General features: G+C 70.6%; 12 protein-coding genes. 4 read left to right on the top strand and 8 right to left on the bottom strand.

Annotated features, from left to right (window positions below; genetic code table 11):
- Positions 1-390: 390 nt before the first annotated feature.
- Positions 391-1653, top strand: a complete 1263-nt coding sequence (locus ACFVXE_RS31255; RefSeq protein ID WP_389676247.1) for a glycosyltransferase family 4 protein — start codon at positions 391-393, stop codon at positions 1651-1653.
- Entirely contained in the window at positions 1650-2480 is an 831-nt protein-coding gene (locus ACFVXE_RS31250; RefSeq protein WP_389676245.1) for a hypothetical protein, read from the top strand. The genes ACFVXE_RS31255 and ACFVXE_RS31250 overlap by 4 nt, the downstream gene beginning before the upstream one ends.
- Positions 2481-2499: 19 nt before the next feature.
- Here the strand turns inward: ACFVXE_RS31250 and kdpC are convergent, their stop codons facing one another.
- From kdpC to kdpF, 4 genes are read right to left on the bottom strand one after another with little or no spacing between them, the layout of a single operon-like run.
- Complete coding sequence (gene kdpC, locus ACFVXE_RS31245; RefSeq protein ID WP_389676243.1) at positions 2500-3168, bottom strand: potassium-transporting ATPase subunit KdpC; 669 nt, start codon at positions 3166-3168, stop codon at positions 2500-2502.
- Positions 3169-3200: 32 nt separating this feature from the next.
- Positions 3201-5330 carry a potassium-transporting ATPase subunit KdpB gene (gene kdpB, locus ACFVXE_RS31240; protein ID WP_389676241.1) on the bottom strand — a complete coding sequence of 710 codons (2130 nt, stop codon included), beginning with the start codon at positions 5328-5330 and terminating at the stop codon, positions 3201-3203.
- Positions 5330-6994 (bottom strand): potassium-transporting ATPase subunit KdpA, encoded by a 1665-nt coding sequence (kdpA, locus tag ACFVXE_RS31235; protein WP_389676239.1) that lies wholly within the window; start codon positions 6992-6994, stop codon positions 5330-5332. Before kdpA ends, kdpB begins: the two co-directional genes overlap by 1 nt.
- Before the next feature lie 12 nt (positions 6995-7006).
- Positions 7007-7096, bottom strand: coding sequence for a K(+)-transporting ATPase subunit F (gene kdpF / locus ACFVXE_RS31230; RefSeq protein WP_389676237.1), 90 nt, complete (start codon positions 7094-7096; stop codon positions 7007-7009).
- 618 nt (positions 7097-7714) lie between these two features.
- Here kdpF and ACFVXE_RS31225 point away from each other — a divergent pair.
- Positions 7715-9583 (top strand): NAD-binding protein, encoded by a 1869-nt coding sequence (locus ACFVXE_RS31225; protein ID WP_389676235.1) that lies wholly within the window; start codon positions 7715-7717, stop codon positions 9581-9583.
- 252 nt (positions 9584-9835) lie between these two features.
- On the opposite strand, the gene lysA is transcribed toward ACFVXE_RS31225, so the two are convergent.
- Both lysA and ACFVXE_RS31215 read right to left on the bottom strand, forming a co-directional pair.
- Positions 9836-11173 (bottom strand): diaminopimelate decarboxylase, encoded by a 1338-nt coding sequence (gene lysA / locus ACFVXE_RS31220; RefSeq protein WP_389676233.1) that lies wholly within the window; start codon positions 11171-11173, stop codon positions 9836-9838.
- A gap of 38 nt (positions 11174-11211) precedes the next feature.
- Positions 11212-11643 carry an SAV_915 family protein gene (locus tag ACFVXE_RS31215; RefSeq protein WP_389676231.1) on the bottom strand — a complete coding sequence of 144 codons (432 nt, stop codon included), beginning with the start codon at positions 11641-11643 and terminating at the stop codon, positions 11212-11214.
- 338 nt (positions 11644-11981) lie between these two features.
- On the opposite strand from ACFVXE_RS31215, the gene ACFVXE_RS31210 reads away from it, so the two are divergent.
- The gene (locus tag ACFVXE_RS31210) at positions 11982-12521 is read left to right on the top strand and encodes a universal stress protein (protein WP_389676229.1); all 540 of its coding nucleotides are present in this window, start codon (positions 11982-11984) and stop codon (positions 12519-12521) included.
- 80 nt (positions 12522-12601) lie between these two features.
- On the opposite strand, the gene ACFVXE_RS31205 is transcribed toward ACFVXE_RS31210, so the two are convergent.
- Both ACFVXE_RS31205 and ACFVXE_RS31200 read right to left on the bottom strand, forming a co-directional pair.
- A complete protein-coding gene (locus tag ACFVXE_RS31205) occupies positions 12602-13315 on the bottom strand; it encodes a DUF402 domain-containing protein (RefSeq protein WP_389676227.1) in 714 nt (237 codons plus the stop codon).
- A gap of 182 nt (positions 13316-13497) precedes the next feature.
- On the bottom strand, positions 13498-14046 hold the full coding sequence (locus ACFVXE_RS31200; RefSeq protein WP_389676225.1) for a GNAT family N-acetyltransferase: 549 nt from the start codon (positions 14044-14046) through the stop codon (positions 13498-13500).
- Positions 14047-14079: the final 33 nt, after the last annotated feature.

The following is a 14079-nucleotide window of genomic DNA, read 5'->3' as shown; positions in this document are numbered from 1 at the left end:
ATCGGGGCGACCCTCCGCCTTGCGATCGCACGCACCAGACGCCGCCGAGCCCGCCCTCCGGGCGGACGGCGCTACTTTCGAAACACGCCCTAGGACCGATCCGAAAGGCATCCACGGCATGTGCATGCCTCACCGTCGCCTCGCGCCCTGACCCATCGGCACTCGCGCCAAGTTTCCCGGCATCGTGTGAGTGCGGCGGAACTCCACGGGGTGAACGGTTCCGCTACGGTGAAGTGGCGGAATCACGCCGGTGATGCGCCCGAACAGGTGGCTCCGACGGAAGTCCCCCGGCTACCGCTCGGGCCGGTTCCGGCCGCCGCAGTCGGACCATCTCCCTCACGAAGGCATAACGAGGGCAACTGCCGTCCCCTCTGCATGGTCTAGGGGTTCATGAAGATCTCTTTCCTCTTACACAACGCGTACGGGATCGGAGGGACGATCACCACCACGTTCAATCTGGCCCACGCGCTGGCCGAGCGGCACGAGGTGGAGATCGTCTCCGCTCTCCGGCACCGCGAGGACACCAGCCTCACCCTGGACCCGCGGGTCCGACTGCGCCCCCTCGTGGACCTGCGGCACGAGAAGGACCATCCGCTGCATCTACGGCCCGCGAAGGTGTTCCCCGCCTCCGAGTACCGTTACAAGCAGTACAGCGAGCTGACGGACCGGCGGATCGGCGAGCTGCTCGCGACGACGGACGCCGATGTCGCCATCGGCACCCGTCCGGGCCTCAATGTGCATCTGGCGCTCCAGGCCCCGGAACGAACGGTGCGGATCGGGCAGGAACACCTCACCGTGGACAACCACTCGCCACGGCTGCGCCGTGCGCTGCGCCGGGCCTACCCCCGGCTCGACGCACTGACCACGGTCACCGAGGCGGACGCCACCGCCTACCGGCGCAAGATGCGACTGCCGGGCGTACGGGTGGAGGCACTGCCCAACAGCGTTCCGGACCCGTCGCTCCCGCCCGCCGGCGGAGCCGCGCCGTACGTGGTGGCAGCGGGACGACTGGTGCCGGTGAAGCGGTACGACCTGCTCATCGGGGCGTTCGCCACGGTGGCCGCCGAACGCCCCGACTGGCAACTGCGTATCTACGGCAAGGGAGTGGAGCGCGACCGGCTGAGGTGCCTCATCGACGAACTCGACCTGCACAACAACGTCTTCCTCATGGGCGCCGCGACTCCGATGGAGGCCGAGTGGGTCAAGGGCTCGATCGCCGCGGCAACCTCCGACTTCGAACCCTTCGGCATGACCATCGTCGAGGCGATGCGCTGCGGTCTCCCCGTGGTCAGTACCGACTGCCCACACGGCCCCGCCGAGATCATCCGGGACGGCGAGGACGGTCGGCTCGTTCCGGTCGGTGACCGGAACGCCCTGGCCTCCGCTCTGCTGGAACTCGTCCGGGACGACGACGCACGCCGCCGCATGGGCCGCACCGCGCTGGACAACTCCCGGCGGTACGCACCCGGGCCCGTCGTGGCACAGGCCGAGGCGCTGTTCGACGCGTTGACCGTGGCGAAGGCCACCGGCCGGCCGGCCGCCCCGCCCGCCCGTCCGGGCCGCGCCCTGGTGGCCGGCGCGTACGCGGCCCGGGACGCCGCCCTTGCGGCGACCGACTCCATGGTGAGGACCGTAGGGAAGGCAAAGCGATGAGCGGTGACAACGCGACCGGAGAGGCCGCCGAGCGACCCCGTGCCGACTGCACGGTCGATGGGGAGAACCGGCTGGTCGTGCGCCTCGCGCTGCCGGCGGCGTACCGCCCTCAGCTCCTGCTGCGGCTGCGCCCGCCGAAAGGTGAACCCGAGAGGATCACACGCGTGGTCGACCTGGAACCGGCCGGACAGGACCACTGGCACGCCGTCCTCGACCCGGAGCCCGCCTTCGCGGAGGGGCGGTGGGATCTGTATGTCCTGCGCGCGCCCGGCGAACCCCGCAGCCGGCTGCTGCCCGGTGCCCGGGACCTGCGGGCACTCATGGCCGACAGTGCTCCCGACCGGACGCCGCTGCCGCTCGCGGTCCGTATCCCGTACACCACGCTCGACGGCTACCTCGCCGTACGCGCCTGGCTGCGCACGGCACACGCCGAAGCGGGCCGTATCGGCGTCGGCGGCCGCGCCATGACCGTACGGGCCCGGCTCTTCGGCGCCGAAGCCGGCCACGGCGCGGCGGCCGTGCTGCGCCGAAGGGGCAGGAACAGCACGGAACGGGAGGTCGCGCTCACCGCCGACGGTCGCCACGACATCTCCTTCACCGCCGACTACCGGGAGTTGCTGACCGCGCCGGGGTCCGGCCCCGCCGTGTGGGACGTATTCGTGCGACCCGCGTCGGACACGCCCCGGATCCGGGTGGCCCGCCTCCTGGACGACGTGGCGGACCGCAAGGAGGTCTTCGTGTACCGGGCGACCGAGCTCGACGGCATGACGGTCCGGCCCTACTACACGGTGGACAACGAGCTGTCCGTGGAGGTCGCGGCCGGCTGACGCCTTGCCGCTCGCCCCCTCAGCCGCGTGCGCGTCCGAGGCCCGGGGAGGCCGGATCCGCGATCCGGGCCAGAGCACGGTTGAGCTCGACGACGTTGACGCGCCGCTCGCCCAGAAAGCCCAGTACGCGTTCCTGGACGTGCCGGTCGACCAGGCTTCTGACCCGGGCGGGAGCGAGGCGGCGGGCCTCCGCCACGCGGTCGACCTGTTCGTAGGCGTACGCAGGGGAGATCGCCGGGTCGAGGCCGGAGCCGCCGGCGGTGACGGCGTCCGCGGGGACGGACCTCGGCGGGACGCCGTCGAAGGCGGCGACGGCGGCGCGACGGTCCCGGACGGCCTCGAGCAGTTCGGGGCTGTTCGGGCCGAGGTTGGAGGCTCCGGAGTTCATGGGGTCGTAGCCACCGGCGGACGGACGGGGCTGGAACCACGCGGGGTCCGGACGCAGTGTCTCGTCCGGGGCGCCGGGGTTCTTCTTCGGCAGGGCGAAATTCTGGCCGATCAGGCTGGAGGCCACCGGCCTGCCGTCCGTGGTGAGCAGCGAGCCGTTGGCCTGGTGGGGGAGACCTGCCTGAGCGATACCGGTGACGAGCAGGGGGTACGCCACCCCGGTGATGACGGTGAACACGAGCAGTATCCGCAGCGCCGCCAGATGGGGGCGGAGTACGGGGGGCAGGGCGGTGGGCGCCATGGGGTCGCCTTGTCCTCTCGTGGGGCGGTTCGTCAGCGCAGGCCGGGAACGAACTGGATGACGAGGTCGAGCAGCTTGATGCCGACGAACGGCATGACCAGGCCGCCGAGCCCGTACATCCAGATGTTGCGGCTGAGCAGTTGGGCGGCGGAGGACGGTCGGTAGCGCACGCCACGCAGCGCCAGCGGGATCAGAGCGATGATGATCAGCGCGTTGAAGACGATCGCGGAGGTGATCGCCGATGTGGGGCTGTGCAGACGCATGATGTTGAGCCGGTCGAGGCCCGGATGGACGCTCGCGAACATCGCGGGGATGATCGCGAAGTACTTCGCGACGTCGTTGGCGATCGAGAAGGTCGTCAACGCACCCCGAGTGATGAGAAGTTGCTTGCCGATTTCGACGATCTCGATGAGCTTGGTGGGGTTGGAGTCCAGGTCGACCATGTTCCCGGCCTCCTTGGCGGCCGATGTACCGGTGTTCATGGCCACGCCGACGTCCGCCTGGGCGAGCGCCGGGGCGTCGTTGGTGCCGTCGCCGGTCATCGCGACGAGCTTCCCGCCCTTCTGCTCGCGCCGGATCAGAGCCATCTTGTCCTCGGGTGTGGCTTCCGCGAGAAAGTCGTCCACACCGGCTTCCTGCGCGATGGCGCGTGCGGTGAGCGCGTTGTCCCCGGTGATCATGACGGTCCTGATGCCCATGCGCCTCAGTTCGTCGAAGCGTTCGCGCATGCCTGTCTTGACGACGTCCTTGAGGTGGATCACGCCCAGCACACGAGCGGTCTGCGTCCCGTCGCGCCGGGAGACGACGCCGACGACCAGCGGTGTTCCACCGCTCGCGGAGATGCCGTCGACGAGCTGACCGACGTCGGCGGTCGGATGACCGCCGTGGTCGCGGATCCAGCGCATCACCGCGGTCGCCGCGCCTTTGCGCAGGAGGCGGTGGTCCTGAGGATCGCTGAGGTTCACTCCGCTCATGCGGCTCCGAGCGGTGAAAGGCACGAACTCGGCGTGGTCCAGTTCGCCCTCGCCGCGTCCGCGCAGCGCGTACTGCTGTTTGGCGAGGACGACGATGGAGCGGCCCTCGGGTGTCTCGTCGGCGAGGGAGGACAGCTGGGCGGCGTCGGCGAGTTCGTCGACGCTCACTCCGTGGGCCGGCAGGAATTCGGCGGCCTGGCGGTTGCCGAGAGTGATGGTGCCGGTCTTGTCGAGGAGGAGAGTGTTGACGTCGCCCGCGGCCTCCACGGCGCGACCGGACATCGCGAGCACATTGCGCTGGACGAGCCGGTCCATGCCGGCGATGCCGATCGCCGACAGCAGCGCGCCGATGGTCGTCGGGATCAGCGCCACGACGAGGGCGACGAGAACGACGATGGTCTGCTCGGCCCCCGCGAAGACGGCGAAGGGCTGCAGGGTCACCACGGCGATCAGGAAGACGATGGTCAGGGACGCCAGAAGAATGTTGAGCGCGATCTCGTTCGGCGTCCGCTGACGGGCAGCCCCCTCGACGAGGGCGATCATCCGGTCGATGAAGGTCTCTCCCGGCTTCGAGGTGATCTTCACCACGATCCGGTCCGAAAGCACCCTCGTGCCGCCCGTGACGGCCGACCGGTCGCCGCCCGACTCGCGGATCACCGGTGCCGACTCGCCCGTGACGGCCGATTCGTCGACGCTTGCGACGCCCTCCACCACATCTCCGTCACCCGGAATGATCTGACCGGCTTCGACGACGACATGGTCACCCAGCCGCAGGCCGGCACCCGGCACCTGCTCCTCTGCGGCATCGGTGGCGCCGGGCCGCCAGCCGGTGAGCCGTCGTGCCGTCACGGCCGTCCTGGCGCTGCGCAGCGTCTCTGCCTGCGCCTTGCCGCGCCCCTCGGCCACGGCTTCGGCGAGATTGGCGAAAACAGCCGTCAGCCAGAGCCACGCGGCGATCACCCACGCGAAGACACTGGGGGAGTCGATCGCCGACAGTGTGGTCAGAAGCGCCCCGACGCCCACCACGAACATGACCGGGTTGCGGAACATCGAGCGTGGATCGAGCTTGCGCAAGGCATCGGGGAACGACCTCAGCAACTGCTTGGGATCCAGCAGACCGCCCGAGATGCGGCTCTGCCGGGAACCGGCACCCGGCGGGGTGGGACCGGAAGCGGCGGTCGAGGACATCAGCGCAGCCCCTCTGCGAGAGGTCCCAGTGCGAGGGCCGGGAAATAGGTCAGACCCACGACGATGAGGATCACGCCGGTGAGCAGGCCGACGAACTGTGGTCGGTGGGTCGGCAGGGTGCCCGCGGTGACCGGTACGGGCTGTTGGCCGGCGAGCGACCCGGCGAGCGCCAGGACGAACACCATCGGCAGGAACCGGCCGAGGAGCATGACAACACCGAGCGTGGTGTTGTACCAGACGGTGTTCGCGCTCAGACCGGCGAACGCCGAGCCGTTGTTGTTCGCCGCGGACGTGAAGGCGTACAGCACTTCGGAGAAACCGTGCGCGCCTTTGTTGAGCATGGCAGCCCGCTCGCCGGGGAGGGCCATGGCCAGCCCCGCACCGATGAGCACGAGAACGGGTGTGGTCAGGATGTAGAGCGAGGCGAACTTCATCTCCCGGGCGTGCAGCTTCTTGCCCAGGTACTCGGGCGTGCGGCCGACCATCAGTCCGGCGACGAAGACTGCGACGACGGCCAGCATCAGGATTCCGTAGAGCCCGGAGCCGGTACCGCCCGGCGCGATCTCGCCGAGCATCATGTCGAAGATCGTCATGCCGCCGCCGCCCGGCGTGTAGGAGTCGTGGGAGGAGTTGGCCGCCCCGCACGAGGTGAGGGTGGTGGATACCGCGAACAGTGCCGAGGCCCAGATCCCGAACCGCGTTTCCTTGCCCTCCATCATCGCGCCGGCGGCGTGACCGGCCGTGCTGCTGACGCTGTACAACTCGTTGGCGGTCACGACGGCGACCGAGGCGGCCCAGATCACCACCATCACGGCGAGGATCGCGTAACCCTGGCGGTGGTCGCCGACCATCGCACCGAAGGTCCGCGGCAGGGAGAACGCGATCACCAGCATCAGGTAGATCTCGATCAGGTTGGTGAAGGCGTTGGGGTTCTCGAAGGGGTGCGCGGAGTTCGCGTTGTAGAAACCGACGCCGTTGGTGCCCAGTAGTTTGATGGTCTCCTGCGAGGCCACCGGGCCGCCGGTGAGGCTCTGATGGCCGCCCGCGACGGTGGTGATGGCGTGGGCGCCGTGGAAATTCTGGATGACGCCGGCGGCGACCAGAACGATCGCGAAGACGAACGCGATGGGCAGCAGGACGCGCAGGACGATCCGGGTCAGGTCCACCCAGAAATTGCCGACGCGATCGGTCGTCTTCCGGGTGAAGCCACGGATCAGTGCGGCGACGACGGCGATGCCCATGGCCGCCGAGGTGAAGTTCTGTACTGCGAGGCCCGCCATCTGGACCAGATGGCCCAACGTCGACTCACCGGAATACGCCTGCCAGTCGGTGTTGGTGACGAAGGACGCGGCGGTGTTGAACGACAGGTCCGCGGCGACCGGCTTCATCCCCAGGGAGAGCAGGAGGTGGTTCTGCAGGCGCAGGAACGCGTAGAGGAACAGCATCGACACGACGGAGAAGGCCAGGACACTGCGCAGGTAGACCGGCCAGCTCTGGTCGGCGTCGCCGTGCACGCCACCGGCACGGTAGACCAGACGCTCCACCCTCCAGTGGCGACCGGTGGTCAGGACACGGGCCAGGTGGTCGCCCAGTGGGCGGAAGGAGAGTGCCAGCGCCGCCATCAGGGCGATCACCTGGAGCCAGCCCGCAAGGGTGTCGTTCATCCGGACACGCCCTTAGAACTTCTCGGGGAGGACTAGGCAGACGACCAGATAGATCACCAGGCATACGGCAACGACGAGGCCGACGGTGTTCTCCACGCTCACAAGCGTTCAGCCCCTTTGGCGGCCAGCCCGATGAGGGCGAACACCACGACCGTGAGGCCGATGTACAGAACGTCCGACATGCCCGAGGTACCCCGCAGAGTCGTCAGGGGCGTGACTTCCTGCCGCGCCCACGCGTCGGGCTGTGCCCATGTTTGATGCTATATCGGATGATTTGCCGGACGCTCTGTCATCCTGCGGGCCGATGGGGTGACGGGCCGGGGCGAGGGGCGCGGTGGTATCGGCGGTCGGGCCGTGGACACCGGCCAGGCCGGGACGGTGGGTGCGGCGGGCCGGAGCGGTGAAGGCCGCCCGTTCCCGTGAAGGCGGTCCGGGCAGGCCCGCCCTCCCGCGAGCAGCAGGCCGGCGAGCTCGGTGCCGGTGAGGAGTGAACTGCGCGGCCGATACGGGCCCGACCCGTCGCAGTGATCCTCGCGGATCGCGGCGGCGTTCACCCCGATGGGTCCGGTGAAGGACGGCCGGGGAAGTCCCAGGTCCGATACAGAAGCTTTACGCCGGACCCGTCCGAGTCCGGAACCGGACGGGTCCGGGATCTCGTTCTTGACGTTTGTGACGCCAACTCTCCCTATGCGCGCAGGACTTGATCCAAGATCTCGGCACATGGTGATCTGCGGGGACGACGGTCTCGCGCGCCGCCTCGCCGTGGAACTGGACGCCGTGTGCGGCGAGGCCGTCACCGTCGTCCTGCCCTCCCGGCGCGACGAGCACGGCGCGGAGATCGCCGCGCTGCACCGCGACCCGCATTCGCCCGTGGAACTGCTGGTGGCCGCGCGCCCGGACGAGCAGACCCTGCGGGCGGCGGGTGTGGAGCGGGCCACCGCCCTGGCCCTCACCTACGGCGACGACCAGGTGAACATGACCGCGGCACTGCTGGCCCGTGCCCTCAACCCGTCCGTACGGCTGGTCATCCGTATGTTCAACCGCGAGCGAGGCCGCCACCTGGAACGGCTCCTCGACCGTGAGGCCGTCGTGTCCGGGCGAGCGGACGATCCGATGCTCGACGTCTCCACCACCGTGCTCTCCGACACCGACACCGCCGTGCCGGAACTGGTGTCGGCCGTGGCGGTCGGCCAGGGCCACACCCTCCAGGTCGACGGGAAGGTGTTCCGCGGTGTCGTGCGGCCCGCAGGGGCACCTCCCCGGTCGGCCGATCTCACCACCCTCGCCATACTGTCCGGCGCGCACCGGCACGACCCGGCGAGCGAGGACAGCGCCGAGACCCCCGGCGAGGAGGGTACCCAGCTGCTCCCGGACACCAGGACCGCTTACCACCGGCAGTTCACACACGGCCGGCTGATGCTCGAAGAGGTCACCCATCATCACGCGCCCGATCCGCCCTCACGCCAACGGCGCGGCAGCAGAGGCTGGTTGCGGGCCCGGCTCGCACACCTGCCGTGGAAGGTCTTCCTCGCCCGGGAGGTCATCGCCGTCTTCGGCGCGCTGGCGGCGATCGTGGTCGCGCTCGCAGCAGCGACGGCGTTGTTCGCCCACGAGCATCCGTGGTGGAAGAACGTGTACCTGCCCATGCTCGACATCTTCACCATGGGAGATCCGGCCACCGGCGAACCGGTCGCCCGCCGGGTGCTGCAACTGGTCGCCGGTTTCGTCGGACTCGCCGTGCTGCCGCTCGTCGTCGCCGCGACGATGAACGCCACCGATGCGTTCCGTACGGCGTCCGCGAGCCATCCGCCGGAGGAGCACCTGGACGACCACATCGTCCTGGTCGGCCTCGGCAAGGTAGGCACCCGTGTGCTCGCCCGGCTGCGCACCACCGACCACAAGGTCGTGGTGATCGAGCGCGACCCGCACGCGCGCGGTGTCGCCCTCGCCCGCGAATTCGGCGTGCCGCTGCTCCTTGAGGACGCCACCGCCCCGGGAGTCCTTGACCGGGCGCGCATCCAGCACAGCAAGTCGCTGCTCGTCCTGACCCGGGACGACGGCCAGAACCTGGACATCGTGATGGCGGCCCGCGAGGCCAACCCGGACGTGCGGGTGGTGATGCGGCTGTACGACGACAACTTCGCCGCCACCGTGCAGCGCGCCATGCGGGCTTCGTACCCGGACGCCCTGACCCGCAGTCGCAGCGTATCGGCGCTGGCCGCACCCTCCTTCGCCGCCGCGATGATGGGCCGTCATGTGCTGGGAGTGATGCCCATCGAGCGCGGATCCCTTCTGTTCACCGTCGTGGACGTCGCGGGCCACCCCGAACTCGAAGGGCGCACCGTGCACGAGGCGTTCCGCAGGAACGAGCGGCGGGTCCTCGCTGTCGGATCCCACGACACCGGCCGTCCGGCCTCCTCGACGGACACCCTCGCCGGACTCCGGCTCGACAGGCCCGGCTTCGACTGGCGCCCGGCGCACGGCAGGGTGCTGAGGGCGGGAGACAGGGTCGTGCTGGCCACGACACGGCGCGGCCTGGACATTCTGATGACCGGGGTACGGCCCCGTCCGGCGGACCGGCGGGGATGAGTCCGCCGTGGACGCGGGTGATCGTAGGAACGCCGGGAGGCCGGTGGAGGCTGCCGTCGGGGGCGGTGCGCCGGCGCGGACCTGTGAGAACGCCCTGCCTGGGCCCGGTGGCCGCGGCAGACCCCCGCCGACGCGGCGGGGGCGCTGCGCGTCGGCGGGGGCCGTCGGTGGGGCCGGGGCGGCCGGCCGCGCATCACCTGACGGAACGGGCCCGGCAAGGAGGGCGGTTGTGAACCTTCGGAACCATGGCGCTCACAGGCCGATGTCGCGGCCGCTGAGGTCGGCGAGGGACTCGCGGCGCACCAGGAGTCTGGCACGCCCGTCGGCGACCGCCACCACGGGTGGGCGGCCGACGAGGTTGTATCCGGAAGCCATGGACAGGTGGTAGGCGCCGGCGACCGGCACGGCGAGCAGGTCGCCGGGACGTATGTCGCCGGGGAGCGGCACATCGGCGGCGACGACGTCGCCCGCCTCGCAGTGCCGTCCGACCACGGTCACGGTCTCCGGCCCGGCGAGCGAACGGCGGCCCACCAGGCGTGGCGCGTACCGCACCCCGTACAGTGCGGGCCGCGGGTTGTCGCTCATCCCTCCGTCGACGGCGACGAACGTGTGTGATCCGGTGTGCTTGACGACCAGCACCCGGTACAGGGCGACGCCGGCGGGCCCGGCGATGGCGCGGCCCGGTTCGATGGTGAGGCGGGGTACCGGGATCCCGGCGGCCTGGCAGCCCCCGGCAAGCTCGGCGCGGATCCTGCGGGCCAGCGTCGTGATGTCGAGGGCGTCCTCGCCCGGGCGGTAGGCGATGCCGTGGCCGCCGCCGAGGTCGATCTCGGGGAGGGTGATCGAGTGCTGCTTGTGCAGCCGTGACATCAGCCCGACGACCCGGCGCACCGCCGCGAGGTAGGGCTTGACGCTGGTGATCTGCGAGCCCAGATGGCAGTGGAGGCCGACCAGTTCGAGCTGCGGTTGATCCAGTATCCGGACGATGGCGTGCTGGGCGGATCCGTCCGCGATGGACAGGCCGAACTTCTGGTCCTCGGTTCCCGTGCGGATCTTCTCGTGCCCTCCGGCGACGATGCCGGGCACTACCCGTACCAGCACCTTCTGGTGCCCGTGCGGTCCGACCAGGGCGGCGATCCGTGCGATCTCCGAAGCGCTGTCGATGACGATGCGCCCGACCCCGAGCCGCAACGCGGTGTCCAGGTCGCGGGGGCTCTTGGCGTTGCCGTGCAGCACGATGCGTTCCGGCGGGAAGCCCGTGGTGACCGCGAGTTCCAGCTCGCCGGCCGAGCACACGTCGAGGCCGAGGCCCTCTTCCCGTACCCAGTGCACCATGGCACGGCACAGGAAAGCCTTGGCCGCATAGAGCACTTCGCCGTCCGGGAAGACCTGTCGGTAGGTACGGCAGCGGTCCCGCACCTCGCCCTCGTCCAGTACGTAGGCGGGTGTGCCGAATCGTTCGGCGACCTCGGTGAGCGGGACCGCGCCGACGGCGAGGTCACCGCCGGTGAGACGGGTGGTCGAGGCCGGCCACACGGACAGGTCGTCGTCCGTGGTGAGCGGGGCAGTGGTTTCGGGCAGGGTGGTCATGGTGTGGATGCCTCCTTCAGGAATGCGGCGCGCGGCCGTCAGCCGAGCCACAGGTTCAGGGCGCCGACCAGGGCTGCGGCGCCGGTCACGCGCAGGACGCCGATCGCCTGCGGGTCCCAGTCACGCCAGGTGGAACGGTGCCGGGGAGCCGTCGCGGCGACCGGGGAGGCGGCCGGCGGAGCGACCGGGGAGGCGGCGAACTTCGGATCCACGGTCAGGGCGGTGACGCCGAGCGGCGAGACGAGGGCGCGCAGGGCGGGCTCGGAGAGCCTGATCCATGCCTGCTCGGGCCCGAGGACCGAGGTCAGGAGTGCGGGCGAGGTGAAGCCGACGGCGGTGCGGTCGCCTATCGGGGTGCGGAACAGCCTGGCTGCGCACCCTGCGGGTCCCGGCCGGACGGGGACGCACAGGAGTCCGGCCGGGACGGGTTCGGAAGGCTCCGGATCGTCGGAGCACAGGGCATCGGGCATGAGGTTCCTCCTGGAACTGAAGCCCCTCGCGAGGGCGGTGTCCCGGCCCGGGAAGGGCGTGGACCAGGACCTTCGCCAACGCTATGCCCGCTGTCCCGGCAGGTCGGAACGGCCCTGACGGGACGCTGACGGCGCGAGGGCAGGCATTGACACGATGCATACGGAGAACACGCCGTCAGAGTGTCGTCATGGTCGCCGCGCCCGGCGTCAAGACAGCGCCAATGGCCCGCTCACCGCGCTCGTCAGGCATTTCCATGGACGTATTGCACCCGCCGCCCCGGGGGAATGCCGGGGCCCGGGCCGGTGCCCGTAGGAGCGCAGCAGGAAGCGGTGAGTCGATGGACGCGGCGGAGACCGGACGCGTGGTGGCCGGAGTGAGCGGATCGCTGGGCAGCCTCACGGCCCTGCACCGGGCCGCGGCCGAGGCCCACCGGACCCACGGTGAACTGTGGGCGGTGCTGGCATGGGAACCGCCCGGCGGTGAGTCGGGTGCCCGACACACACTCTTTCCGGCGCAGCTCGACACGTGGCGCACCGCCGCGGCGGGGCAGCTCCTCGAAGCTCTCGACGCCGCCTTCGGCCCCGCCGGCCCCGGGGTACCGCTGCGCCGGCAGGTTGCGCGCGGTTCGGCGGCCAGAGTGCTGGTGGAGACCGCCGACCGTTGCGATGACGTCCTGGTCGTCGGGGCCGGTCACCGCGGTCTCCTGCGCCCGCTGTTCCCGTCCGTGGCCCGCTACTGCGTCGCCCACGCCCGGTGTCCGGTCCTCACCGTCCCCCCGTCACCTCTGGAGCGTGACTGGGAACTGGCGCACCGGCGCAACGTGTGGGGCCTGTCCCTCGACGCCGGATCACTGGACGGAGACAGGCGGAACACATGAGACGCCGCACGGAACGGCCTTGCCGGGCCCGGTCGGTCCGGGGCCGGCGGCCGGGCGGGAGCGCACCGGAGCGCCGGCTGTCAGGCGCGAGACCGGCTGTCGTCACGGCCGGGCGGACGGAGCGGGGATGTCCCTGCGGCCTGCGCGGGGTTGCTCCCCGGCAGACGGGGCGGTGGCCAGGCGGCGTCCCAGCGCCAAGCGGACCAGCGGTCCGCGTCCGCGAACGGTCCCGACCGGTCCTCGAGCATCGCGAGGACCTCGGCGCGGGCGAGTTCGACGGCCCGGTGCTCGGCATCGGAGACGATGCCGAGACGTCGCACCTGGGCGTACTCGTCCTCGTCCTTCCACCGCAGCGTGGTCAGGTCGGTGTCGATGATGAGATCGACGGCCAGATCGAAGGTGTCGAACCCGGTTCGGGTGCGGCGGGTGGGGTGCTCGAAGTTCACGTACCAGTACTGCAGTTGCTGTCCGGTGTCGGCCGCGTAGAAGGCGTCGATGCTGAACCATGCCGCGGGCGGCTTCCACAGTACGAGCACCGTGTCCTGCCACCGGCCGGACGCGAGCTCCCACTCGCCCGCTGACAGCGCCTCGAACGCTTCCGTGCGCAGCGAGGGATCGCCGTCGCTCCGGGCCCTGGCGTACAGGGCGGGCCAGAGCGTCTCCGCGCCTGGACAGCATGCGGTGACCAGAGCGGTATCGGTGTCCTCGATGACCCGCAGCGCCTGCTCGCTCCAGACCCGGCCCCGGTGGACGTCCCGCCGTACGACCGTCTCTCCCGCCTCGAACCTTCTCACCCAGCCACCTCGCTCCTCGTGCCCGACCCGCTGACCGCCGCTCGGTGCGAGCCCGGCCTTCCCGAGCCGGGCCGCAAATCGCCCACAGCGGTAGCACGGCGCTCCGGTCCCGGTGCGCACAAGCCGGGAACGGCCGAGGCCCCACCACGGTTCCGGAGCGACCGTGGGCGATCCGGCAGTGGTCAGAGCGGAGCGAGGAGCATCAGGACCTCGTCGCGGGTGTCGTCGGGAGCGAGCCTGAGCGCCCCCGGCCACCGACCGGTCTCACGCCATCCGAGCCGGCCGTAGAAGTCCTCCAGCCCCTCGCCGCCGCGGGCCGCGAGATGCAGTTGTTCCAGGTGCAGTTCGTCGCGGGCGATCCGCTGCACCTCACGGACGAGGGCGGAGCCGACGCCACGGCCACGGAGGCCGGGGCGGGTCTGAAGGTGATGGACCGTGCCCCAGTGCCCGACGAGACGGTAGGGATCGCGGTTGAGAGTGACCCATCCGGCGAGCCTCCCGTCGAACACGGCGGTGACGAGACGGCTGCGCTGCGGGTCGAGCCGGCCGAGCAGTGTGTCCACGACAGGAACGACATCGTCGGCCGTGACCGGCGGGAACGGGAACCCGGCGGCGCCGCCCGCGTCGGTGACCGCGATCCAGCAGTCGATCATCTGACGTCGGAGTTCGGGACCGACCTGGCGCGGATCGGACGTCTGGGCGAGGGTGAGCGCGACGCTGGTGTGTGGCATGGGAGACAGCATGTCAGCGGGGTCCGACAACGC

Origin of the sequence: Streptomyces sp. NPDC058231 (assembly GCF_042882275.1) — a bacterium.
In the GTDB taxonomy this organism is placed as follows: Bacteria; Actinomycetota; Actinomycetes; order Streptomycetales; family Streptomycetaceae; genus Streptomyces.
This window is presented reverse-complemented; position numbering and strand designations above follow the sequence as displayed.